This is a genomic window from Leptospira neocaledonica (assembly GCF_002812205.1).
Taxonomy (GTDB): Bacteria; Spirochaetota; Leptospiria; order Leptospirales; family Leptospiraceae; genus Leptospira_B; species Leptospira_B neocaledonica.
The window spans coordinates 441,945-464,370 of record NZ_NPEA01000002.1 but is presented as its reverse complement, the minus strand read 5'-3'; the positions used below and the strand labels follow the sequence as shown (position 1 = coordinate 464,370).

General features: G+C 40.8%; 27 protein-coding genes and 1 tRNA gene. 15 read left to right on the top strand and 13 right to left on the bottom strand.

Annotation, left to right across the window (positions count from 1 at the left end; translation table 11 throughout):
- The first annotated feature begins 286 nt into the window (after positions 1 to 286).
- From CH365_RS04635 to CH365_RS04615, 5 genes are all read left to right on the top strand, one after another.
- Positions 287 to 916 carry a glutathione S-transferase family protein gene (locus CH365_RS04635; protein ID WP_100767418.1) on the top strand — a complete coding sequence of 210 codons (630 nt, stop codon included), beginning with the start codon at positions 287 to 289 and terminating at the stop codon, positions 914 to 916.
- 80 nt (positions 917 to 996) lie between these two features.
- Positions 997 to 2,079, top strand: a complete 1,083-nt coding sequence (locus tag CH365_RS04630; RefSeq protein ID WP_100767417.1) for a PA0069 family radical SAM protein — start codon at positions 997 to 999, stop codon at positions 2,077 to 2,079.
- Positions 2,080 to 2,190: 111 nt separating this feature from the next.
- Positions 2,191 to 3,057 (top strand): alpha/beta hydrolase, encoded by an 867-nt coding sequence (locus tag CH365_RS04625; RefSeq protein ID WP_100767416.1) that lies wholly within the window; start codon positions 2,191 to 2,193, stop codon positions 3,055 to 3,057.
- 189 nt (positions 3,058 to 3,246) lie between these two features.
- Entirely contained in the window at positions 3,247 to 3,810 is a 564-nt protein-coding gene (locus CH365_RS04620) for a dihydrofolate reductase family protein (RefSeq protein ID WP_100767415.1), read from the top strand.
- Between the two features lie 8 nt (positions 3,811 to 3,818).
- A complete protein-coding gene (locus tag CH365_RS04615; RefSeq protein ID WP_208861156.1) occupies positions 3,819 to 4,616 on the top strand; it encodes a nucleotidyltransferase domain-containing protein in 798 nt (265 codons plus the stop codon).
- 97 nt (positions 4,617 to 4,713) lie between these two features.
- Here the strand turns inward: CH365_RS04615 and CH365_RS04610 are convergent, their stop codons facing one another.
- The 3 genes from CH365_RS04610 to CH365_RS04600 are packed head-to-tail and all read right to left on the bottom strand — an operon-like array spanning position 4,714 to position 5,925.
- Positions 4,714 to 5,130 carry a GFA family protein gene (locus tag CH365_RS04610; RefSeq protein WP_100767413.1) on the bottom strand — a complete coding sequence of 139 codons (417 nt, stop codon included), beginning with the start codon at positions 5,128 to 5,130 and terminating at the stop codon, positions 4,714 to 4,716.
- Positions 5,127 to 5,609, bottom strand: a complete 483-nt coding sequence (locus CH365_RS04605) for an SRPBCC family protein (RefSeq protein ID WP_100767412.1) — start codon at positions 5,607 to 5,609, stop codon at positions 5,127 to 5,129. The genes CH365_RS04610 and CH365_RS04605 overlap by 4 nt, the downstream gene beginning before the upstream one ends.
- Complete coding sequence (locus CH365_RS04600) at positions 5,602 to 5,925, bottom strand: ArsR/SmtB family transcription factor (RefSeq protein WP_100767411.1); 324 nt, start codon at positions 5,923 to 5,925, stop codon at positions 5,602 to 5,604. The genes CH365_RS04605 and CH365_RS04600 overlap by 8 nt, the downstream gene beginning before the upstream one ends.
- 149 nt (positions 5,926 to 6,074) lie before the next feature.
- Here CH365_RS04600 and CH365_RS04595 point away from each other — a divergent pair, with 149 nt between their 5' ends.
- Together CH365_RS04595 and CH365_RS04590 are read left to right on the top strand one after the other, a co-directional pair.
- Positions 6,075 to 6,515, top strand: a complete 441-nt coding sequence (locus tag CH365_RS04595; protein WP_100767410.1) for a VOC family protein — start codon at positions 6,075 to 6,077, stop codon at positions 6,513 to 6,515.
- 51 nt (positions 6,516 to 6,566) lie between these two features.
- Entirely contained in the window at positions 6,567 to 6,926 is a 360-nt protein-coding gene (locus CH365_RS04590) for a DUF2200 domain-containing protein (protein WP_100767409.1), read from the top strand.
- Between the two features lies 1 nt (position 6,927).
- On the opposite strand, the gene CH365_RS04585 is transcribed toward CH365_RS04590, so the two are convergent.
- A complete protein-coding gene (locus tag CH365_RS04585) occupies positions 6,928 to 7,344 on the bottom strand; it encodes a MarR family winged helix-turn-helix transcriptional regulator (RefSeq protein ID WP_100767483.1) in 417 nt (138 codons plus the stop codon).
- 571 nt (positions 7,345 to 7,915) lie between these two features.
- Here CH365_RS04585 and CH365_RS20090 point away from each other — a divergent pair.
- A complete protein-coding gene (locus tag CH365_RS20090; RefSeq protein WP_244282984.1) occupies positions 7,916 to 8,305 on the top strand; it encodes a methyltransferase family protein in 390 nt (129 codons plus the stop codon).
- 46 nt (positions 8,306 to 8,351) lie between these two features.
- On the opposite strand, the gene CH365_RS04575 is transcribed toward CH365_RS20090, so the two are convergent.
- The 4 genes from CH365_RS04575 to CH365_RS04560 all read right to left on the bottom strand — a co-directional run bounded on the left by CH365_RS04575 (position 8,352) and on the right by CH365_RS04560 (position 11,941).
- Complete coding sequence (locus CH365_RS04575) at positions 8,352 to 8,861, bottom strand: SRPBCC domain-containing protein (protein ID WP_100767482.1); 510 nt, start codon at positions 8,859 to 8,861, stop codon at positions 8,352 to 8,354.
- 2 nt (positions 8,862 to 8,863) lie between these two features.
- A complete protein-coding gene (locus CH365_RS04570) occupies positions 8,864 to 9,202 on the bottom strand; it encodes an ArsR/SmtB family transcription factor (RefSeq protein WP_100767407.1) in 339 nt (112 codons plus the stop codon).
- 115 nt (positions 9,203 to 9,317) lie between these two features.
- Positions 9,318 to 10,655 carry an adenylate/guanylate cyclase domain-containing protein gene (locus CH365_RS04565; RefSeq protein ID WP_100767406.1) on the bottom strand — a complete coding sequence of 446 codons (1,338 nt, stop codon included), beginning with the start codon at positions 10,653 to 10,655 and terminating at the stop codon, positions 9,318 to 9,320.
- A 77-nt stretch (positions 10,656 to 10,732) separates the two neighbouring features.
- Complete coding sequence (locus CH365_RS04560) at positions 10,733 to 11,941, bottom strand: hypothetical protein (protein WP_100767405.1); 1,209 nt, start codon at positions 11,939 to 11,941, stop codon at positions 10,733 to 10,735.
- Positions 11,942 to 12,360: 419 nt separating this feature from the next.
- On the opposite strand from CH365_RS04560, the gene CH365_RS04555 reads away from it, so the two are divergent.
- On the top strand, positions 12,361 to 13,179 hold the full coding sequence (locus CH365_RS04555) for a hypothetical protein (RefSeq protein ID WP_100767481.1): 819 nt from the start codon (positions 12,361 to 12,363) through the stop codon (positions 13,177 to 13,179).
- Between the two features lie 146 nt (positions 13,180 to 13,325).
- A complete protein-coding gene (locus CH365_RS04550) occupies positions 13,326 to 14,219 on the top strand; it encodes a hypothetical protein (RefSeq protein ID WP_100767404.1) in 894 nt (297 codons plus the stop codon).
- 1 nt (position 14,220) lies between these two features.
- On the opposite strand, the gene CH365_RS04545 is transcribed toward CH365_RS04550, so the two are convergent.
- Positions 14,221 to 14,868: a DedA family protein gene (locus CH365_RS04545; RefSeq protein ID WP_100767403.1), complete on the bottom strand. Its 648-nt coding sequence runs from the start codon at positions 14,866 to 14,868 to the stop codon at positions 14,221 to 14,223.
- A gap of 41 nt (positions 14,869 to 14,909) precedes the next feature.
- On the bottom strand, positions 14,910 to 15,254 hold the full coding sequence (locus tag CH365_RS04540; RefSeq protein WP_100767480.1) for a hypothetical protein: 345 nt from the start codon (positions 15,252 to 15,254) through the stop codon (positions 14,910 to 14,912).
- 145 nt (positions 15,255 to 15,399) lie between these two features.
- Between CH365_RS04540 and CH365_RS04535 the strand changes: the two genes are divergently transcribed.
- The 4 genes from CH365_RS04535 (at position 15,400) to CH365_RS04520 (ending at position 19,252) form a co-directional block, all read left to right on the top strand.
- Complete coding sequence (locus CH365_RS04535) at positions 15,400 to 16,302, top strand: prohibitin family protein (protein ID WP_100767402.1); 903 nt, start codon at positions 15,400 to 15,402, stop codon at positions 16,300 to 16,302.
- A gap of 104 nt (positions 16,303 to 16,406) precedes the next feature.
- Positions 16,407 to 17,690, top strand: a complete 1,284-nt coding sequence (locus CH365_RS04530; protein WP_100767401.1) for a UvrD-helicase domain-containing protein — start codon at positions 16,407 to 16,409, stop codon at positions 17,688 to 17,690.
- 115 nt (positions 17,691 to 17,805) lie between these two features.
- Positions 17,806 to 18,891: a fatty acid desaturase gene (locus tag CH365_RS04525; protein ID WP_100767400.1), complete on the top strand. Its 1,086-nt coding sequence runs from the start codon at positions 17,806 to 17,808 to the stop codon at positions 18,889 to 18,891.
- Positions 18,892 to 18,955: 64 nt separating this feature from the next.
- Complete coding sequence (locus tag CH365_RS04520; protein WP_100767399.1) at positions 18,956 to 19,252, top strand: YciI family protein; 297 nt, start codon at positions 18,956 to 18,958, stop codon at positions 19,250 to 19,252.
- Between the two features lie 66 nt (positions 19,253 to 19,318).
- Here CH365_RS04520 and CH365_RS04515 read toward each other — a convergent pair whose 3' ends face one another.
- Together CH365_RS04515 and CH365_RS04510 are read right to left on the bottom strand one after the other, a co-directional pair.
- A complete protein-coding gene (locus CH365_RS04515; protein ID WP_100767398.1) occupies positions 19,319 to 20,164 on the bottom strand; it encodes a metal-dependent hydrolase in 846 nt (281 codons plus the stop codon).
- A 12-nt stretch (positions 20,165 to 20,176) separates the two neighbouring features.
- Positions 20,177 to 21,028 (bottom strand): metal-dependent hydrolase, encoded by an 852-nt coding sequence (locus CH365_RS04510; RefSeq protein ID WP_100767397.1) that lies wholly within the window; start codon positions 21,026 to 21,028, stop codon positions 20,177 to 20,179.
- A 327-nt stretch (positions 21,029 to 21,355) separates the two neighbouring features.
- Between CH365_RS04510 and CH365_RS04500 the strand changes: the two genes are divergently transcribed.
- Positions 21,356 to 21,429, top strand: a tRNA-Val gene (locus CH365_RS04500).
- A 94-nt stretch (positions 21,430 to 21,523) separates the two neighbouring features.
- On the opposite strand, the gene CH365_RS04495 is transcribed toward CH365_RS04500, so the two are convergent.
- Entirely contained in the window at positions 21,524 to 22,399 is an 876-nt protein-coding gene (locus CH365_RS04495) for a HEAT repeat domain-containing protein (protein ID WP_100767395.1), read from the bottom strand.
- Between the last annotated feature and the right edge of the window lie 27 nt (positions 22,400 to 22,426).

Below are 22,426 nucleotides of genomic sequence, written 5' to 3'. Positions count from 1 at the left end.
CTCGATTCTTTTCGAAAAGATTTCTCTCTTATTAGTAACTTAAGACATGTATTTTTAAAAAAATCCTACAAAGCATTCCTAGAATACTAAGAAGAAGTCTCATTGTTAAATGAAGACACCCAACCTTTGCAGGATTATGTACACTTGATCATGAAAATTCCCTAAGCTAATTGTTGCAAAAGAAAGGCAAACCAGATCGAAGGCTCTGTATCGATCTCTACAAAGTTACTAATTCGAAAGGATTACTTTCTTGCAGAATCATCCAGCCTTAGGAGATCTTTAAGTTATGAGCGATCTCAAACTTGTAATCGGAAATAAAAACATATCTTCCTGGTCTTTCCGCCCATGGATCCTACTCACTCAATTCGGAATCCCTTTCGAAGAGATCTCCTTAAAACTATTCACACCTGAATATGCAGCCATAATCGATAAGTATTCCCCCTCTAAAAAAGTACCTGTCCTCAACGACGGAGACTTGAGAGTTTGGGACAGCCTTAGCATTGCGGAATATTTGGCAGAAAAATATGCGGAGAAGGAACTCTGGCCCAAAGATCAGGCCGCAAGAGCCAAGGCAAGATCTGTAACTGCAGAAATGCATTCCGGTTTCACCGGCCTAAGATCTAATTTAAGTATGAATTTTCATGGCAGAAAGCCGGACTTCTCTATTCCGGAAGATGCGAAGAAGGACATAGATAGGATCCAAACACTTTGGGAAGAATGTTTGAGTTCCTACGGCGGGCCATTTTTGTTCGGCAAAAACTTCTCCATTGCAGATGCATTCTACGCGCCGGTAGTTTCCAGATTCATAACCTACGGAGTAAAATTAGGGCCTAAGGCTAGTGAATACGTGCAAACCATCTCTAATTTACCTTCTTACAAATCCTGGGGAGAAGGAGCAAAATTAGAGATCAACTAAAATCTTTATGTTGGAGTTCCAACGGAATACAAACAGATTTTTGCTTGTTTTTTGATTAGTATTTCTTAGAATTCTAACTTATGAATTCTAAGAAAAGAGGCACGGAAGAATTGCCTCCCAGCAGATTCGATAAGATCCAAAGGGAAGTCTGGCTGGAAGACCGGTTGGATTTAGGGGGGGAAAGTTCCCCTTCTACCCAATTCTTTTGGGAAGATTCCAAATCAGTTCTTACCCGTAACAAATCGCCGGATATTCCGTTCGATGCCAGTATCAATCCCTATAGAGGTTGCGAGCATGGATGTATTTATTGTTTCGCAAGACCAAATCATTCTTATGTGGACCTTTCTCCTGGATTGGACTTCGAAACAAAAATATTCGTTAAAAAAGAACCGGCCAAACTTTTAACGGAAGAATTAAGAAAGAAAAAACAGGCGCTCGCGCCAATCACGATAGGAACCGCCACGGATCCATATCAGCCGGGAGAAAGAATCTACAAAAACACAAGATCTCTCCTGGAAGTCCTGTTGGAATTCAAACAACCGGCTGTAATAATCACCAAATCATCTTTAATCCAAAGAGATACGGACATTCTTTCTGAAATGGGAAAATTAGGAATTTTGAAAGTGTTTCTTTCCGTCACTACTTTGGATAAGGAACTTTGGTCCAAATTAGAACCTAGGGCCCCTGCTCCTGCAAGAAGAATGGAAACTCTACGTAAACTTACCGATGTTGGAATTCCAACAGGAGTATTATTCGCTCCTGTAATTCCATTTATCAACGATTTTGAAATGGAAAATTTAATAGAACAAGCATCCTTATCAGGTGCAGAAGCCGCCGGGATGGTATTCGTCAGATTACCGTTCGAAGTAGCACCTTTATTCGAAGATTGGCTTACCAGACATTTCCCACTCAAAAAAGAAAAAGTCCTCAAAGTTATTTCAGAAGCAAGAGGAGGAAAATTATACAAAGCTACCTGGGGAGAAAGAATGAGAGGAGAAGGAAATTATGCGGAACTTCTCCAAAAAAGATTTTCCATCTGCGCCAAACGATTTGGGCTCACGAAAAGAAGAGAATTAAGGACCGACTTATTCGCAGTCCCTTCTCGTTATCTTTTGAAAAAGAAAAAACAAGAGGAATTCCTACCGGGACTTTTTCCGGAATAAGGGCCTCAACGCCCACTTCAGCCATTACGTTCGTTCGAAATAGTAAAAGAAAGAATACGATCGGATAGAAATTTCCTTCCCCATTTTTCCGATAGATCGGATATTTACCGAATGAATTGGGAACAAAACTACCATCTGGAAGACGGAACCTTTGTAGGAGCAGGCGATGTATCCATCTACTATAGAGCCTACCGTGCAAAAGAAGCAAACAATCCAAGGACTTTAGTAGTCCATCACGGAATCGGGGAACACGGAAAAAGATACGACAACCTACTCGAAGCACTTTCCGGAAAAGGATATAATGTTTATCTAATAGATGCCCGTGGCCACGGAAAATCCGGCGGAAGCAAAGGAGTAGTCACTCATTTTAACCAATTTTTAGCGGACCTGGACAGATTGATCAGCATCGCCAAACAAAAAGAGGGAGTGAAACATGTTACTCTAATGGGACATTCCATGGGGGCCTTGATCTCTTTGTTTTATGCAGGAGAACCTTCTCACCAAGCAAGCTTGGATAGACTTGTGCTGAGCGGGCTACCAATCGCAGTAAAAACAGACCTAGTCATGAATATTAAAAAAGGAGCAGGAAGTTTACTGGCAGGAGCTTTCCCCACTCTGACTGTTCCAACCGGATTAGATGTGAATGCTCTATCCAGAGATAAGTCCGTTGTAGAAGCTTATAAAAAAGATCCTTTAGTTCACGGTTCTGTTGGCGCTTACTTAGGAGATTTCCTTTTGAACTCTAAAGAAAAAGCTTTGGAGAAAGCAACTCGTATCAACTTCCCAGTTTATCTATTCCATGGAAAAGAAGATTCAATCGCACTTTCAGTAGGAACGGAAGAAGCTTTCAAAGTTATACCTTCTTCGGACAAATCTATGAAAATTTACGATGGCCTATATCACGAAACCATGAATGAACTTCCGGCGGACAAGGCAAAAGTTTTGGGCGATCTGGTGAACTGGTTACAGACTCATTGATTATGGGGGAGGATTCTCGGATTCTCCCTTTTTAACTGCATGGGCGAAGGTGCGACCATACCGCTTTTCTTAACCGCATGGGCGAATAGGCGCACATGCATCTGCTTCAAGTTGGATATGCGAACGTTCGCCAAACCGCCAACACCAAAAAAATAATTTTACAAAATCTTAATATTCAAGGAACACATGATGAGAAAGCTAATAATGTGGAATGTAGTCACCCTGGATGGATATTTTGAGGGCGAGAAAAACTGGGACCTCAGTTTTCACGAACTTGTCTGGGGTAAAGAGCTTGAGGAGTTCAGCCTCGTTCAATTGAAATCGGCCGACATGCTTGTGTTCGGCGCGACTACATACAAAGGTATGGCGGAATACTGGACCAAGGCGGCAGAAGATCCGACGGAAGGAGAAGTCGCCAAATTTATGAATGAGATCCAAAAGGTAGTCTGTTCATCAACACTCAAAACAGCCGACTGGAATAATACGACAATCGTACGAAATGCTGCAGTCGAAATTCCTAAATTAAAACAGCAAGGCGACGGCGATATGTTTGTATTCGGTAGCGGTAATTTATCTGAATCTTTATTGAAAGCAGAGTTATTTGATGAGATTCGCCTATGCATTGCGCCAGTATTTTTAGGAAAGGGAAAACTTTTATTCAGTCAAGGAATTCCTCATAAAAAACTTAAACTACTCGAATCTCGTCTACTTTCTACAGGCGGTATCCTTCTTCAATACGCTCCAGGTGAATAGCCTAGACATTGAAATATAAAAATACGATGGAGAAGATAGATCGATTTATTGAAAAGGTAAACGACCTTGCGTCGAGTAGCCAAGTAATTGAAGGTGTCGCAGTAGCCGGTTCATTCATTTCCAAAGAACTGGACGAATATTCTGACATTGATTTCGTTATAGTGCTGAAAGATGGAATTCTATATGAACGAAAGGAGATGGTTGATTTCGCAAGAAATTTCGGCCCTTTGCTATCAGCCTTTACAGGTGAACATGTCGGGGAAAGAAGACTATTAATTTGTCTGTATGAGAATCCATTTCTTCATGTTGATTTTAAGTTTATTCAGCTTTCCGAACTAAAAGACCGAATTGAAAATCCAATTTTCATCTACAAAAATAATAAACGGATCTCAGCCATCCTTGAATCAACAAAATCACAATGGCCAAATCCAGACTTTCAATGGATAGAGGATCGATTTTGGGTTTGGGTACATTATGCCGGCACGAAATTAGGAAGAGGAGAGTATTTTGAGACGATTGATTTTTTATCATTCATTAGAAATACAGTTTTAGGTCCTTTTCTTCATCTTAAATATAAGTCCCTACCTCGGGGAGTTAGAAAACTAGAATTTATTATTGATCCAAGCGATCTCGAAAAACTAAAATCGACAATTCCAAACTATGACTTTAGATCCATTAAAGACAGCATACTAAATTCAGTTAAGCTATACCAAGAATTAAGATTAGCACTTTATAGTTCTGAAATTAAAAACTTATCCGAAGCTGAGAATTACTCATTGGACTATTTAAATAATATAGTTAAATGAATATAACTTGTGCGAATGACATTGCCACCTGCCATTCGCAACAGACTTCTGTTCGGCAAGTGCATGGGCGAACGTTCGCGCATGCTCGACAGGCAAATCAACCAGTCGGCATTTTCTCGAATGCCTTTAACGAAGGATCGATTAAATCCCAAGCCAACCCGCGAACTTTGTAAGTAAGTGCATGTGGTGCAAAGCGACTAGGCTCATCTAAACTCGCCGCATGGATTGCAATCAAGTCCGGCATCGCTACAAAACGTAGATAAACTGGGGTTCCACAAACGGGACAGAAGGAGTGAATCTTCATATTACCGCTATCGCCTGCAACTTCCCAATGAGTCGCTTCACCGGTAATTATCATCTCAGCTCTTGCAGGAAAGGTAAGATAGGAGCCATGCCCCGTTCCACTCCTCTTCTGGCAATCGAGACATTGGCAATGATTCTGAAAGATAGGCTCGTGCTTGGTTGTATAGCGGATAGCACCGCATGCACATCCGCCGGTATAGGACTTACTCATGAAAGACTCCCACTTGAAGCCGACTTCGGCTTAGCAAAGACGTCGATTCCTTCGCCGGTTTCTAATAAGGATTTCAAACTAGAGAGAACAATTGGCCAACCTTGTTGGATACCTTTAGCCATTCCACTACCTGCCTCAAGTTCATCATGAGTGACAGTTAGTCGAACCATATCCTCATATTCTTCGACGTTGAAGGTCACACGGCTGTAACTTTCCGGATCTGCGGCCTGTGCAGGACTTGCCCAGCTGATAACCAAACGTGTCGGAGGAACCACTTCTACTACTTTACCAACAATATTAACTGTATGTTCCTCATTATTACGCACATGTTCCCATGAGGATCCAGGCTTCCAGTCAGAGATATTCTCGTGACCCCAATAACGTTTTGTAATCTCAGGCTTCGTGATTGCCTCAAACACTTTTTCCGGTGTAGAACGGATATAAGTCACGTAAACAAAGCTCGTCTTCTCTTTACTCATTATTCTCTCCTTCAAGTTCCTTCTTCAGGTCATGCAACAGGCTAAGCCTCTGGTGTTCGAATTTCCTTACCCAGCGCTCATAAACCTCATGCAACGGAACCGGGTTGATAAAATGCAACTTCTCCCTGCCACGCCAAACTGTACTGATCAGATTGGCTGATTCGAGGATCCCGATATGTTGCGTGGCAGATTGTCGTGTCATGTCCAAATGTTCACAGAGTTGGCCCAAAGTTTGGCCGTTCTTCTCATATAGAAGATCGAGCAGCTTTCTGCGTGTTGGGTCTCCCAGCGCCTTAAAAACATTATCAGCGTCCATTCGTTGCGTTTGTAAGAGAATAATATGCAGGTAAATACCTGCATGTCAAGTAAAATACTTAGAAAATAACCGATCAATCGATTGATAAATGGATCGACCCTGTGGACAATAATGGAGGCTATTACGGGCAAACCGGAGGATAGAAAAAAATGACAGTGAAACGAATGGACAATGTTGGTATTGTTGTCGAAGATCTTGACGCTGCGATTGCTCTATTCAGCGAGCTTGGCTTAGAATTCGAAGGACGAATGATAGTCGAAGGATCTTGGGCAGACCATGTAGTAGGACTCGAAGGAATGCAAGTCGACATGGCAATGATGAAAACTCCGGACGGACACAGTCGCCTGGAATTATCGAAATTCATCAGGCCGAAGGCTATACAACCGGAACCAAAAAATGCCCCCTCAAACACATTAGGTTATCTTCGTGTAATGTTTGCAGTCACAGATATCAAAGATACTGTTGCTCGACTCGAAAAGCATGGAGTTACACTCGTTGGCAAATTGGAACAGTATGAAGATAGTTATCTTCTATGTTATTTGCGAAGTCCAGAAGGATTCATCATCGCATTGGCGGAAGAACTTAAATAAAATTTTAGCAATTAAACGAAATGTTTAGCACCAAATAAGGTATTAGATCAAATGGAAAATTCAAAAGTCTTTGCTATGTCTTTCTCAAAAGTTTATCCCTTGTATATTCAAAAAGTGGAAAGAAAAGGACGGACAAAAGCAGAAGTTGATAAAATTATTTTTTGGCTCACTGGATATGATGCTAAAAGTTTTCAAAAACAACTGAAGAATGAAGTCAATTTCGAAGATTTTTTTGATCAGGCGCCTCACCTCAATGATAATGTTTCACTGATCAAAGGAGTAGTCTGCGGCATTCGTGTAGAAGAAATCGAAGACAAACTTATGCAGAAAATCCGTTACCTAGATAAGTTAATCGATGAATTGGCAAAAGGAAAGGCTATGGAAAAAATCCTTAGAGGTTCGAATCAGTAGTTTATTTTTTTAATTGAGCCAATAAAGAAATAAGATGCTTTCGATCGACGGCCGACATCCCCCTATACAAACGAGCATTCATTTTTCTACCCGCCCGAATTATTTTTAAACGTGAATTTCTCCCGGACATAGTCAGTCGAACCTGACTCTCCCTAGCATCAACGGATGAACGTTCCTGAATTGCTAAATTTAAATCGACCAACTTTTGCACTAACGGAGTAACGCTAGATTGGTCCCTAAAAATTTGTTTCGCTATCTCTTTCATCGATTGTGGGCGATCACTTTTGAGAGTGCAAAGAACGGCGCCCATCGCGGGTGTTATATTCGTCAGTCCGAAACGTAGATAATCTTTCTTTATTTCATCTAGGATTTGATCTCGCAATGCCGTAATCAGAACTAACAGTCTGTCTTGTTTCATTCTTTCCATATTTTCCTATGTTTATAAAAAAACAGTTTCTATATTCCAAAAATTACTTTGAATACCAAGCAATATTCCAATAAGCAAAAAGATCCTTACAATTTATTATTTACAGTAGTTACCCCCAGCTCTTTTACCTAAGTTGAAGCTTTTTAAAAAGCTTTGAATGCCAAGCATTTTGGAGGCAACTTTGATTAAGGATAATATACTTACGCGACTTACTTATTTGATATTCGCTCTGATTTCCTATACAATCTACCTATTTAGCATATTGGTTTTTGTTTGCCGCTTACTTGATATCACCCAATTCTTGGAGCCTATCTCATTCAAATTTCAAATCGGGCTAATCGGGTCGATTTGTTTAAATATCGCCTTAGTAGCAATGTTCGGAATCCCACATAGCGTCATGGCCAGGGCCAGTTCCAAAAAATATTGGCACCAAATTGTACCAATGCCTATTGAGAGGAGCCTTTACGTTTTCATAGTTAGTATTACTTTGATCGCTCTCTCTTGCCTATGGCAGCCAATCTATTCCGAAATTTGGAATATTAAGGCTGATTTCGGGATATATATGATCTATTCGATTTTTTTAATAGGATTATTCTTAGCCGTAGTTTCCAGTTTTTTGATTGATCACTTTGAACTTTTTGGATTGCGGCAAGCTTGGAGTTTTCTAATGAAAACTGAAAAACGTTCAGCGGAATTTGCCACACCGTCACTTTATAGGTTTGTGCGTCATCCTATGATGCTAGGAATGATTTTGGTCTTGTGGAGTACTCCGTTAATGAATGCAGGGCATCTCATTCTTTCGGCAGGTATGACAGTCTATATCATCATAGGAACATTTTTTGAAGAGAAAGATTTGGTTCGTATTTTCGGCGAAAAGTATCTGCAATATAAACGTAGGGTTCCTATGCTTTGGCCTTCTCTTAACATAAAACAAAAGATTAAATCTGAGTAGAAATTGTAAGCCCGGTAGGATCACCGGGCTACTTACTTTAAATTGTTCAAACAAGCTCCAAAAGTAATTTATCGAGCACTAGGCATAGCTCCTTCCAAGCTTCGACTGCACCTATTTCTGCCTCGCGCACTTCGGCAGAAGCGAATTTAACCACATGAGTCATGAGAGTTAGATTACCTTCGGCAGTAAAGGTGCGCGACTCTACGGTAGCATCCGGATTTTCCGGACCATTCGGATTAAACGTAGACATGTCTGTCGCATAATTCTCGTCATTCGCTACCTTCTCAGGAATAACCACCTCTAGGAATTTTCCATAAACCCCCATTTTGGTTCCGTTTTGATCTGCAAAGACGTAAAGGTATTTGCCACCAACCCTAAGATCGTTCTCTATAGTCTCAAGCTTCCAACCTTCTGGACCAGTCAGCCACCTAAGCATCAACTCCGGTTTTGTAAAACAATCGAATACCAATTGGCGAGGCGCGGCAAAATAACGTGTAGCGACAACTTCTCTTTCACCTCGTAACTCGACCTTCAGTTCTTTTTGATCTGTTTTCATTTTCATTGATCTCCTTTTATTTGCATCGTCTGCAATTCTTCGAGTAACCCATCGAGTACTTGATAACGTTTCTCCCATATCTGGCGGTATTTCTCAATCCAATCCGTAGCCTTTTTGAGCTGCGCAGTTTCAAGCCTACGCGGGCGCTCCTGTGCGCGGATCGTGGTTGAGATAAGACCGGCTTCCTCCAAAACTCTGAGATGCCGTGAAATAGCCGGCTGGCTCATTTTGAAGGGTTTTGCGAGTTCCATAACTGTTAAGTCTTCTTTTGCGAGACGCATGAGTATCGCTCGGCGAGTTGAGTCAGCAAGCGCGGCAAAGGTAGAATCGAGGGTTTGCATATCTAATTTATTATATAATCATATAGTTATATAATAAAGAAATGTCAATCCTTTTTTAACTCCTTTTTTTGAATGGAGACAATGAAAAATCGCGAAACGACCTAAAAGAGACGTGTCAAAGCTGCTTATATCTTCTCCGAAACTCTTCGTTTGGAATTCTATCTTCTCCCGCTCGTCGAAGATCTGCCAAGAGTCCATTCACAAAGTACATTTCGATCTCTCCTTTGTTTTTGGCAGGCACTGCTCCCCTGTATTCGCATTCGAAGAAATCTTTTACTAGTTCGTATGTGGTACCAGAAATATTGATACGGCCGGGAATACCGGATGATTCACATCTGCTTGCAGTATTGACAGTATCGCTCCATACGTCGTATGCAAACTTCTTCTCACCAATTACGCCAGCTATCAAATCGCCTGAGTGGATCCCAAGTCGAAGCTCCCAGTATGGTAGGCCTTGGTTTGCTTTGATTTCTTTCATTTGATTCATGAATGCTTGGATCTCCAGAGCGGCCATCACGCAGTCCACAGCATGTGTTCGATTCGATTCCGGGATACTACCCGCGAACATGTAACTGTCCCCTATCGTCTTGAGCTTCTCGAGATTATGCCTTTCCATTACACTATCAAAATAAGAGAAGCAACGGTCGAGCTCCGCAACAAGTTCCGTGGGCGATAGAGTCTCCGCAATCTGAGTGAAACCCTTGAAGTCGGTAAAACAAACCGTTGCACTGCGATGTACGCGAGGTTCTGAAACTCCCTTTTCTTTTAACTCTTGGGCAATTTCTTCCGGCAATATATTAAGAAGCAATTGCTCCGACTTTTTATGCTCTTCCGTTAACTTTGCTTCTGCCAAATCTACCGCCTTCACAAATTGGTAAATAATCAGAACGAAAAGAACGCATAGTAGTACCAGAGGGGGCATAAGATACTCGGCCGGTACTACCCATCTCGGTGGACCAAATATCGCATCCCCGCCTAAAACTTTATAATAGTACTGGCTAAAAAGAAAAAGCCCTAAAGGCAAAATAGAGATTACGACCCTTACAGTATTAAACTTCTTAGAGATCATTAGAAATGACAAAATAGAAGTAACTAGAAACCCTAACGGTGCAGGATCATCCGCTTGAGACATTGTCAGCGCTAAAAGGTGATAATTAACAGCGACTAATGTAATTACCGCAGATAAATTATAATAACGTAATCTTAATAAATAAAATGCAAATAGTAACGGAATGATAAGAAGGAAATAATGGATAAAAGAGAAGGTATGGGTTTCAGGAGGTTCATTAAAATAGATTGAGACAACTAGTAGTGTTGGGATCGCAAGCATACTCAATTGAGTGTAAAATGTAGTTCGGACCGGCCTTGCTTCGGATTGAGTCAGACCACTCGTGATTTTTTTAGCCTGAAACCATTCCAGAATCGCATCATATATATCATTTACTTTCTTCATTCCGAATTTGCCCTCTTTTCATCCTAATATCGGCTCAAGAACAAGGTTCTATTCCAAATAAATCCTGCCATTTTCGACTAACGCGCGAGGTCTTGTAATTGTTTCACCTTCTGGTCCTTCTCCGGAGACTCATAGGCTTTTAGGGAGAATGTATTCAGATTATATTCTTTGGTAGTATAATTGTTTTCTTTATAAGGACCGACCAGCTCTTTATCAGGCTCCGTAGTCTTTGCGGCAAGGATCCTTCTCATTCCTTCCTCTCCTTGCCCGAACCAATCCGGATCTACGGCAAGATTGACTCTATGACCTCTTAATTGTGTAAAAGCATAAGGCCCTTCGTATCCGCTTTCTCTGATTAATTTCCCAAAGAACAGAAACTCTACTTCTTGCCTTCCGGCGTTCAATTTACCATCGAAACTCGCCCAAGCTATCGGATCGCCATTACCAGCATTCACAAGATTGGCTTCTAGATGATAAGTTCCGGCCTTAAATACGTTCACTCCTGCCTTTATACTCAAAGAACCGTCTCTGGGAATATCCAAAAAGTAACCGCTCCATTCCGCAGGCTGGTATGGAGAAGAAAAGAAGGATGATAGAACTTTGCCCTGCTTCTTCTCCTTTCCATACTCGATTTCCACTTCTAGAAACATATCTCCCCAATCCTTGTAAGTAGGCCTCCATTCGAATGTAAAAACATTGTCTTTGGCCTGGGTGTCCCCATCGATTCCCTTATCATTTCCATCCGGAGGTAATGCCACAAATTTGTTCCCGTCAAATTCTTTCCAAAGTTTTACATTACGAATATTTAATGGAACTTTTTCGAAGCTACTCGTATTAAAACATTCTAAGGTTATATGAAGTGGATCCTTTACGCCAATTGCCGCCCATTGTAAAGGTTGTAATTTACAGGAATATCCGTTTGGTTTTTTGTCCTCCGGCTTATCCACCATCGGAATCGGAGAAATTTGTATAAAATAAGGGTTTGTTAGGTCTTCATTATACTTGGTCAAAGGCCTGGAGTTCGGCGGATATTCGGACCATTCTAAATAATCTCTTAAAACTTTTTCAGGAGGAATAGATTCGTCTAAACTTTCTAAAAAGTTAGAATTGTCCTCTGCAGAACCACCACCAGGAGGACTTCCTTTTGCCATCCATTCTGCTTTTGCTTTTTTCTCTTCTTCCGACAAGAACCAACCGTTTTGTTCAGCCTCATCCCTTAATAGATAGAAAACCAAGGCGGCTGCGATGGCAATCCCAAGGTAGATAAAAATTTTTTTTTGACTCATCTCTAATTTTTCAGTGCCCAGTACAGGCTCACCTGTATATGAAATGGGGAGCCTTTCTCAACCTTTATTTTAAGAATCTATAAAGAAGAAATTACCTAACCCTTTTGGACTAGTTTTATTAGAACGAATTCTTTTCAGTCCCATTGTTTGGTTTGCCAATCTTCTTATTTTTTACTTACAAATCCTCGTAACAATTGTTTGGAAATAAATTGTAACTAACACTGCATGCTATTGTAACGTACGTTATACATTATAATTTTATAATATATTTATTGAATTGTTATCATTTTTACATTCTACCCGTTATGTTAAAAAAAGTCCAATCACTTGACTCAGAAAGCCGCATAGCTCATACTTGTAGACCGGGAAAATCAAAAGTTATGGTTTTGGTTTTCCCAAAAGATCGGAGAATAGAGAAGATGAAAAATTGGAAAAGTATGGTATTGGGATGTGTTTTCGCATCGTTCTTTGTTGGCTCGCTTTCTGCACAAACCTATACGGTTTTCATTCACGGAAAGTCTGACAGCAACCACAACGGAGTGGGAACTACTGACGTGAATAATTATTGGGGAAGCGCACCGAACTCAGTGTCCGGTTCTAAAATTTTCGTTGGTTACGACGGAACTTCTGACCCAAGAAATTATGGATCGGCCAGAGCTCAGACCAATATCACTACGGGCTTGAATACATATTGCAAGGGTTCTAACTCCTGCAAGATCGTATGTCATAGCGCGGGTTGTTATGCGATTGAGTATTGGTTATCTAACTTAGGTGGAACCACTTCTAGCAAAGGTTATAATGTAACTAAAGTTACTGCATTGGCTTCTGCTTCCGGTGGATCCGAGCTTGCTTCCGCTCTAAATGGTATTACATTTGGATTCGGCGGTAACGCAATGGATAAATCCCTGATCGTTGGAACCGCTCGTGGCGCTTACAACCACAACAACACTGCAGGTATCACTGTATACCAAGTACCAGGTTATAAAGGTATGGCTGGTGCATCCCTGATTCTTCCAGGCGAGGACGATTACGCAGTCGCTTTCCATTCTTCCTGTGCTTATAATAAGTCGGGCGGAGTGAGCGTTTGCCAATCTTCGTTGACTCAGAGCGAAGGTATTTGGCCGTTCAACTCGAACGTAACCTATACTCAGTTCCAAGGTCACACGAGAGCTCCTTCCGTAGGATCCTCAGGATTATACTTGAACCACAGTGAATTGAAAAACGAAGGCTGGAGATAATCCAATCCAGAATAGCGCGTCGAAATCGGCGCGCTATCGTTTTCCTCAGAATTTAGTTTTACTTCCCCTCTTCCTTTTAATACTATAAACTTACCAACTGGAACCTTATGGTTTCTAATTTACTATCCACCTATACGCGGTTGTTTATGAAGAACTTACTTATATCTTTTTCCATTTTATTCATTCAATGCTCCCAAATCCAATGGAGACCCGCAAGTCTTGCGATAGAGAGGGGTTGGTCTGAAACCGGTAAAAACATAGTTCAAACAGAAGTGATCTATGAGGAGAAGGATACATGGAATCCTTTAAACGGGACAACTCACAAAAAGAATTATAGAACTAAATTCAGGATTTACGAAATATCAGGAGCCTTGAACGATTCCGGTGATCCACCAATTTATTCTTATGAAATAGGCTCTTGGACTTTACCTGGATCCGTTTATTTTCATTCTGCAACCAATCGTTTATTTTGGATCCAAGGCACAAATGACGAATACGGAGGATCTATACGTTTTCCAGCGGTTTGGTCGCCCAAAGGGTTTCGATCTTTCGAACCTAAAAATTTCCAAAGAGAAGACCAAACTATCTTTCAATTCGTACCTTCTCCGGACGGAGGAAAGGCAGCAATTATATTAGGAAAATTGAAATCGGATCTGGAAATTGAATCTCCTACTCTGATCATAGCGGACGTGAACGGACAATCTTCTTCTTATGATCGATCTTATTTCGAATTCCAATTAACAAAATGGGAAGAAACTCCGGAATTCAAGATTCGCTGGTCCGAGAATTCGGATCTCTTGTATGTTCGAGTACAGGACCAAGTTTTTAAAACGAATGAAAAGACTAAAAAATTAGAAGAAGCGAAAGAGTTTCCGGTTTGTTTTTATCCGGCTTCTAGTTTTGGACCGGTAGGGATTAGTCCGGGAGGAAAAGGAGGAGATTCGGATATCGCCAGGGATATGGAACCTCCTCCATTCAAACGTTATAAGGACAAACCCTTGGTCAAAAGTTTAAAACAGACCAAGGATTGTAGCCAATAACTTAAGAAGATTTAGTCTTTCTTTTTTCTCTAATATACTCGATCACCGCAGGCATTATTGAAATGACTATGATCGCGAGAATAACAATTTTGAAATTTCTTTGGACAAATTCAAGGTTACCGAACTTATAACCACCGAATAAGAATAGAGCGATCCAAACCACTCCACCGACTATATTATACAAAATGAATTTAGCATAAGTCATACTTCCGATCCCGGCAACAAAAGGAGCGAATGTCCTAACGATCGGAATAAATCTTGCGATGATGATAGTTTTTCCACCATATTCTTCGTAAAATTGATGGGCTTTTTCCAGGTGTTTTTTATTTAAGAAGGGGACCTTCTCCTTTGCAAGGATCTGTTCACCTGCTAAATGACCGATCGCATAATTGACTGTGTCACCTAAGATCGCAGCAATGATCAGAAGGATCAATAGTGTTCCAAGATCTAAACTTCCTCTAGCCGCAAATGCGCCTAAAGCAAAGAGCAAGCTATCTCCCGGAAGTATAGGAGTTACAACAAGACCGGTTTCACAAAAGATGATCAAGAATAGGATCAGATAGATCCAAGTGCCATAAGCAACGATCAACGCATCCAAATGATTTTCCAGATGCAAAAAGAAGTCCAAAAGATATTTGATAGTTTCCAATTTCAGCTCCGAAAGTCAGATTCAAGGGCCAGGCGGGGAAGTCAAATGTTAGAGCGTACTTCCGGAAATAGGCCTGCTTGGTCTGGGCCCTGTTTATAAATTTTTGTAGGATAATTTAAACGAATTTTTTCGGAGGAAACTCCTCTTTTGTCGGGTCGTATTCTGGCGTCGAATTCCACAGGGTCGCCCTGTTTCAGATTTTGCTTTCGAAAGCGATAGGAATAATAAAAATCTTGAGCGTATATAACCTTTCTACCGGAAACCAGCAGCTTTATGTCTTTGATCAAGATCCTTGCTTTTTCCGGATTGGGATCGATTGAAATAGATTCCACAATCCCTCTGAATCTGGTCCTGATTTTAGGCAAGTTTTGGAGATTGTCTTCCATGCCTTCCATCCGTTAGACCAATTCAAATCAAAAGAATAGTTTCGTACATTCGTTTTTCGTTGTCGCCCATTCCAATTCTATAATATCAGGAAACGTTCCTAATCCGGACCTGGTCCAACTATAGACAGGTCCTACGGAGATTTATATGACCAGGTTTCAATTTTTGACTAAAAGTTTGAGTTTGTTTGCCCTTCTTTCCCTGAGCTTGCTCGCCGGAACGGGTTGTTACACGAATATTCGGCCTGGAGAGGCAGGACTCAGATATCACCCTTTAACGAGCGGGCTCCAAAAGGACCTATTGACAAATGCAATTTATTTCTACGCTCCATGGAACGATGTAGTATTGTACCAAACCCAGTGGACCTCCTACAAAGAAAAAGTGGATGTTCTTACCAGAGATGATTTGACCATCAATGTGGTAGCTGCAGTCATTCTGAGACCAGTCCCGGGAGAGATCTATAATCTTCAAATAGAGATTGGTCCCGATTATTACGAAAAAGTGGTGCGCCCTCAATTCAGGACATCTGTTCGTAACGCGTTATCCGCATATAGTATGATCAAAATTTCTAAGGAAACTCCTAAGGTCTCTCAGGATATTCGCCAAGCCTTGGGAGAAAAATTAAGAGGCAAACATGTAGAAATAGATGATGTGATCATAGACGATATTGAATACAGCCGTCCCATCCTGACTGCAATAGAAGGTAAACTTACCAAAGAGCAAGAACAGGAACAGATGAAGTTCGAGATCAATATAGCGAAAAAGGATGCGGAAATCACAGTGATCCACGCGGAAGCTAAAGCAAAATCCACAGTGATCGAAGCGGAAGGAACCGCACAAGCAACTGTGATCGAAGCCCAAGCAAGAGCAAAAGCTCAGAAGATGATCGCGGCCCAGTTGACAAAACAATATCTGCAACTAAAAGCTTTCGAAAATCCTAATACAAAACTTTTATTTGTCCCGACCGGAAAAGATGCGCTTCCTATGATCATAAATACTCCGACGGACGGTCCGAAACCTATAGATCTTCCTCCTTCAGGGGATAAATAAAAAAGAAGAATCCCAAGCCTTCCTTCGAATAAAAATCAAACGAAGGAAGGTCCTTTACCTTCAAAAATTACGCGCACTGAACAAAATTCCGGAAATGGTTCCGTATGAACCTTTCCAAATTCAGTGAAGCCCAACAAGAGATCATACAAGATCGTTCCAGATTTTTACAAGTTATAGCAGCCGCAGGCTCCGGAAAGACCAGCACCTTAGTAGGAGTAGTACAAAATGAGCTCTCTCAAGGTACAAGCGGAGAAGAAATACTGGTCCTCAGTTTCACTCGCAAAGCAGCCGGAGAGATCAAAGAAAGAATTAAAAAGAAAACGAATGATGGATCGGTTCGAGTGCATACGTTTCATGCTTTCTGCCTGAGAGCATTGATCACTTGGCATCCTGATTTTCGAAACAAAAGACCTTCTATCCTGACTTCCACCGAAAAGAACGTATTTTTTAGGGAATGGTTCCGTAAAAAATCGGATACCATCGGCGGAATCCCGTATGAGTTTTTGATCGGCGGTTCTACGTTACCTTCTCATTTTCCCCAAACTTGGAAAAATCCATTATTAGAAGATTATAAAAACTTTAAACGAAAAGAAGGAAAGCTGGATCTGGACGATTTAGTAACCATGTTTCTGGATTCTTTAGAAAACGGAGAAGCTTGGACCGAGATTCCTAAAAGAAGTTTAAAAAGGATCTTGGTGGATGAATTCCAAGACACCGATCCGGAACAACTTAGATTTTTAAAATTACTCTCGGAACGATCTAAGATCTTGGTAGTAGGAGACGATAGCCAAGGTATATACTCGTTCAGAAGAGCAGATATATTCAATTTTTTGAATTTTCCCGAGATGTTCCAACCCTGCACTCGAAAATTCCTGAACACAAATTATAGGTCTCTGCCGAAAATCGTGGATACTTCTTCCATTCCTATCTCCAAAAATAAGAACAAAATCGAAAAGAAAGTAATCGCTCATAGAAAAGGAAAGGCGATCGTTTCCAGGATCAAAATAGATAAGATCCCGGAATTATTTACTTATTTAGGAGAATTATATAAACGAAGCGGAGGTGAATTAAAGATACTATGTCGTTCCAATCATAGAATCAGAGAGTATATACGAGCGGGAGTTCCGCCTGAATTATTACTTACGATCCATTCTGCTAAAGGTCTTGAGTTCCACACAATCATCGTAGATTTGGTGGACGGGTGGAATCTCAGAAAAGATTCTTCGGAGCAGATCAGGGAAGAAGAACATAGAGTTCTATATGTTGCGCTTTCGAGAGCCAAGGATTGTCTCATTATCTTGGGTAAAAGAACAGGTTCAAGTAGAGAAACCGCCGAGGACTTATTTTTCTCTTATTTTAAGAGAGATATTCCTATCTTCAGATCCTGAATCGAAGAAATATTTTAAATACCGATCTTTTTCTGCAACAAAGCGAATACGATCCGCTCTCATCTAACGATCCTTAAAGAAAACCTCCTGTTTCAGGAATCATAGGATATATAAGATGAAAAAGAATACCGAACTGAAAGAAACTCTTGGAAGTGTAAGGGAGATTATCTCCGATAGCAGCTTCGAAAATCCTACTTATCTTGGAATCGCTTACTTTATCCGAGATTTATTTTTCTTCTCGGTCACCATATTCTTACTTTGGAATACCGAGACTTGGTATTATCTTCCTTTTCTTTGGGCATTTGCAGGAATGATTATCGCTTCTCTTTTTATTATCGGACACGATGCCTGTCACGGTTCCTTATTCAAAAGTGAAAGACTTTCTTATTGGATCGGACAGATCGCGATGCTGCCTTCTTTGCATGCATACAACCAATGGGGATATGGACATAATCGGGTCCATCATGGGCATACGATCAAAGTAAAAGGTGATTTCGTATGGCATCCTGTGACTCCGGAACAATATAAAAATTTTGGAATATTCAGAAAGGTTTTCCATAGACTTTCCTGGTCCGCATTCGGTGGAGGGATCTATTATCTGGTGGAGATTTGGCTAAAAGGAATGGTTCTTTTTACTGCCCCTATGAAAGAAGCTCTCAGAGATAAATTGCTTATGCTTACTTTTGCATTCGGTTCTGCCGGCGCGGTTTTTTATTTCGGAGGGAATACTCCTAACGGATTCGATATAGGATTAGGAACTTGGTTTTTCCTGAAAGTATGGCTTCTTCCTTTTATCTCTTGGAATTATTTCATCGGAGTTACCGTATATGTGCATCATATTCGCCCGGAAGTTCCTTGGAAAGAAGCGGATGAATGGACTCCGTTTTACGGACAAATGAGAGGAACGGTAAATTATCATGTTCCTGCGTTGCTAAACTTCTTCATGCATAATATTTTTATTCATTCTCCTCATCATGTTCACATGAAAATTCCTTTCTACAAACTTGGCCAAGCTTTGGAAGAAATCAAAGTCCATTACGGAGCTTACGTAGTAGAAAGAAAATCAGTTTGGAAAGATTATCTAGAATCCACGTCTAAATGTAAACTGATGGATCCGGACACCGGAAGATGGATGACCTATTCGGAAGCATTTAATGACGAAGATGAATCTGAACCGGAATTGGAGACCGCAGCAACTTAAAAATTTCTATTTAAAACGATTGGGAATTGATTTTTAAAGGAAGTCGGCAAGTCTGATTTACAGAATGAAATTTTTCCTGATCGAATTAGAATATTTAGTACCCCTCGAAAAATTAGACCAAGCTGTTACGGCTCATAGAGAGTTTTTACAAACCTTATACGATGTAGGCACCTTTCTTCTTTCCGGACCGAAAGAACCAAGAAACGGTGGAATGATTATCGCAAGATCCATCTCCTTAGAGAAGATCAGTGATATAATGAAAGACGATCCGTTTGCAAAATTAGGTTACGCAAACTATAAATACACCGAATTTCATCCCGTAAAACATCAACCGTTTATAAAAAGTTGGGTAGAAGGTTAAGAAAAAAACCGCCTCCCGACTCCTTACGGAGCACGGGAAGCGGGGAGCAAAGTGATTGGATGGGTGCTAGATAGTTATCAGAGCCGCATTCGCAAGCTCGTATCCGCCTGTTTGGTCCGGATGGAAATCTCTTTTGAAATACAGAAGTGCCGCGCTGAAAAGTTGAGGATATAAGATCCTTCCAATCTTACGTGCAGACTTCATATCTTGGAAATATTTACGGAATCCTACTTTCTTATCAGTGAGCAGGAACCAATGTTGTAGACTTAAAGCGTATCCCCAGAACATGAAGGATGCTACGATGAATCCCATAACTCTTAGGAAATGGCTTTTAGAAACCGTCTGAAGAACGTCATACGCAACTGATTTATGTTCTATCTCTTCGCAAGCATGCCAAAGAAGTAGGCTTCTCATTTCTCCGTATGCATCGTCATGGAAATTATTTCGGATAGAGATTTCAGCCATACTAGCTGTATAATGTTCCAGACCCGCAGTTACCGCAAGTTTCAGTTTTTTACCGAAGAAAAATTCGAATACAGGCAAGAAAAAGCTGAAAGCGGTCCATTTGTAAACCTTCTCCATTAGAGTGATAGGTCTCCCTTGGCCTTTTAAGATTTCTAGGATCTTTTCGTGTTCTTTTCCGTGTTGAACTTCTTGTCCGATAAAAGATTTTACTCTGGAAGAAAGACCTGGGTCTTTCACTTGGTCTGCGAAAGCTTTTACACTCTTGATAAAAAATCTTTCTCCTTCCGGAAATAGTATATGATAGGCATTCACAGTATGGGTCATGAATGAGTTATTTGCGATATAATGGTCAGGCAAATTTTCTAGACCTTCGAAATTCATCTTACGAACAGTAGGAGAATTCGCATCTATTGATTTTAAATTTTTATTCTTAGTTTGGGTACTCATTGTATTCTCCTTTTAAATAGTCGCTAATGCAGCATTTGCCAGATCGTAACCGCCGGTCTGGTTCGGATGAAAACCTGGTTTGAAATATAAGAAGGCTAGTTTTCCAACTTCTATAATAACCAATCTTGTGTAAGAACCTGAAGCGATAAGATCGGAGAAATATCTTTTCAATCCGACCTTAGGATCTGCCAAAATAAACATATGTTGTAATGTCATTGCGTATCCCCAGAACATGATGGAGGCCACGATAAATCCTAAAGTTCTCAAAGTATAACTTTTGGAAACGGTTTGAAGAACATCATAAGCAACAGACTTATGCTCTATCTCTTCGCATGCATGCCAAAGTAGAAGGTTTCTCATCTCTCCTTCTGCTTGTTCATGAAGACCGAATCTTAAGGTAACTTCTCCTAAGGAAGCGGTGTAATGTTCCAAACCTGCAGTCACTGCGAGTTTCAATTTTTTGCCGAAGATAAATTCCAAGACCGGCCAAAAGAATCCATAAGCAGTCTTTACATAAAAATTCAGGATCTTAGAAACAGGACGTTTTTGTTTTACCAACATCTCTAGAGCTTTTTCATGCTCTTTTCCGTGTTGTACTTCTTGCCCGATAAAACCTTTAATACTATTTTGTAATGCAGGATCCTTCACTTGATCCGCAAAAGCTTTTACACTTTTAATAAAGAATCTTTCTCCTTCCGGAAAGATCACATGATATGCATTTACCATATGGGTCAGGAAAGAATTTCCCGCCACATAATGATCTGATAATTGGTCCAACCCTTCGAAGTCCATCTTACGAACGCTCGGAGAGTCGCCGTTGATCGGTTTAATAGTTCGTTCTTTTCTTTCTGCCTTCACTGACATTTGTGTCCCCCCTGTTTTTTTCGGGTTTCGTGAGGCTTACTATAAACCTTTCCAAACGGGTTCGCCCGCCGATCCCGGAAAACCCTTGCCGATTTCGAAATCGGCCAGAAAAAGAAGGAAATTTCCTATAAAAAGCCCTTTTTATAACATTCGTTTTACGAAAAATCAACGACCAAAAGAGGTATTTCTGGAATCAGCGGACCTTCTTCTTTTTAGAAAAATGAGCGGAAGAGCTTTCTATCGGAGAAAATGGAAACTTCTTCTCTGGAGCTTCCTTAACAACAAAGGCTTTACGCTGTGCTATTGGTCGAAATACTGACGATTACCGGGGGATTAGCTCAGCTGGTTAGAGCGCTACCTTGACATGGTAGAGGTCACTGGTTCGATCCCAGTATCTCCCAGGGTTTTATTCACACCCTTCTTCTTGAACACCCCATAAAACAAAAAGCCCCCGAACTCGGAGGCTTTTTCTATCTTAAGCAGTATAAGAAAAGATCAGTCGCTAAACAATAGAGTATTTGCAGGCATCTTGAATCCTGTCACACTTGCCAGGTCCTTTTTGATCTGCTCTCTTACCATTTTATCGTGCTCGATGAGTAACGCTTCTCTAAGAGAATATTCTCCCGCTTTTAGATCCACTTCTCCCACCGCAATGGATGCCCTATATCGAACTAGAGGAGATTCGTCTTTTAAGAATGCACACATATCATAGAACTTTTGGTTCGCGATACGATTGATAAAAACGATCGCGTTTAGGATCGCAACTTTCGCAAAAGGATTTTTTTCCTTATCAATTGCGGAATTCAATTGGGATAGTACATCCTTTCGGTTTAGGTTTTTCAACCCGTCAGCTGCAGAAGCTCTTACATAAAAATTCGGATGGTTCAAAGCGTTTACGATCGCTTCTTGGTTTTCTTTAGTGTATGGAAGAAGTCCCACATTTCGGATAATCTCTCCTGCTGCGATCACTGTATTGTAACCTTCGGGAGAACTGAAAGAAGGATAATCTCCTTCCTGAACAACTGCAGAAATCTTCTTAAATTCTTCCAACATTCCAGGTCCGGCAACATCGGATTCCATGGCCCCCAATGCTTGGGCGATGGTGAATTTTAAGGTAGGGGAATTTTCCTCGGATTTAGGAACGTTTGGATTTCCTTTTAATGCCTTCAGAAGAGGGCGGACCGCCAGCTTACTGCTTACGAATCTTAGATAATCTGCAGCCTGGATTCTCTCTTCTAGGTTGCCGCTTTCCAATTTTTTGACTTGGTCGTAAAACAATTGGTCCAACTTCTCATAGATCTGCTCTTTTGCAGAAAGTTGAGCGGTTAGTGATAATATAATTCCAAGGACAAGGATTCTTACGGTCGACATGGGTTCCCCCTATGCTGTTTATCGGAT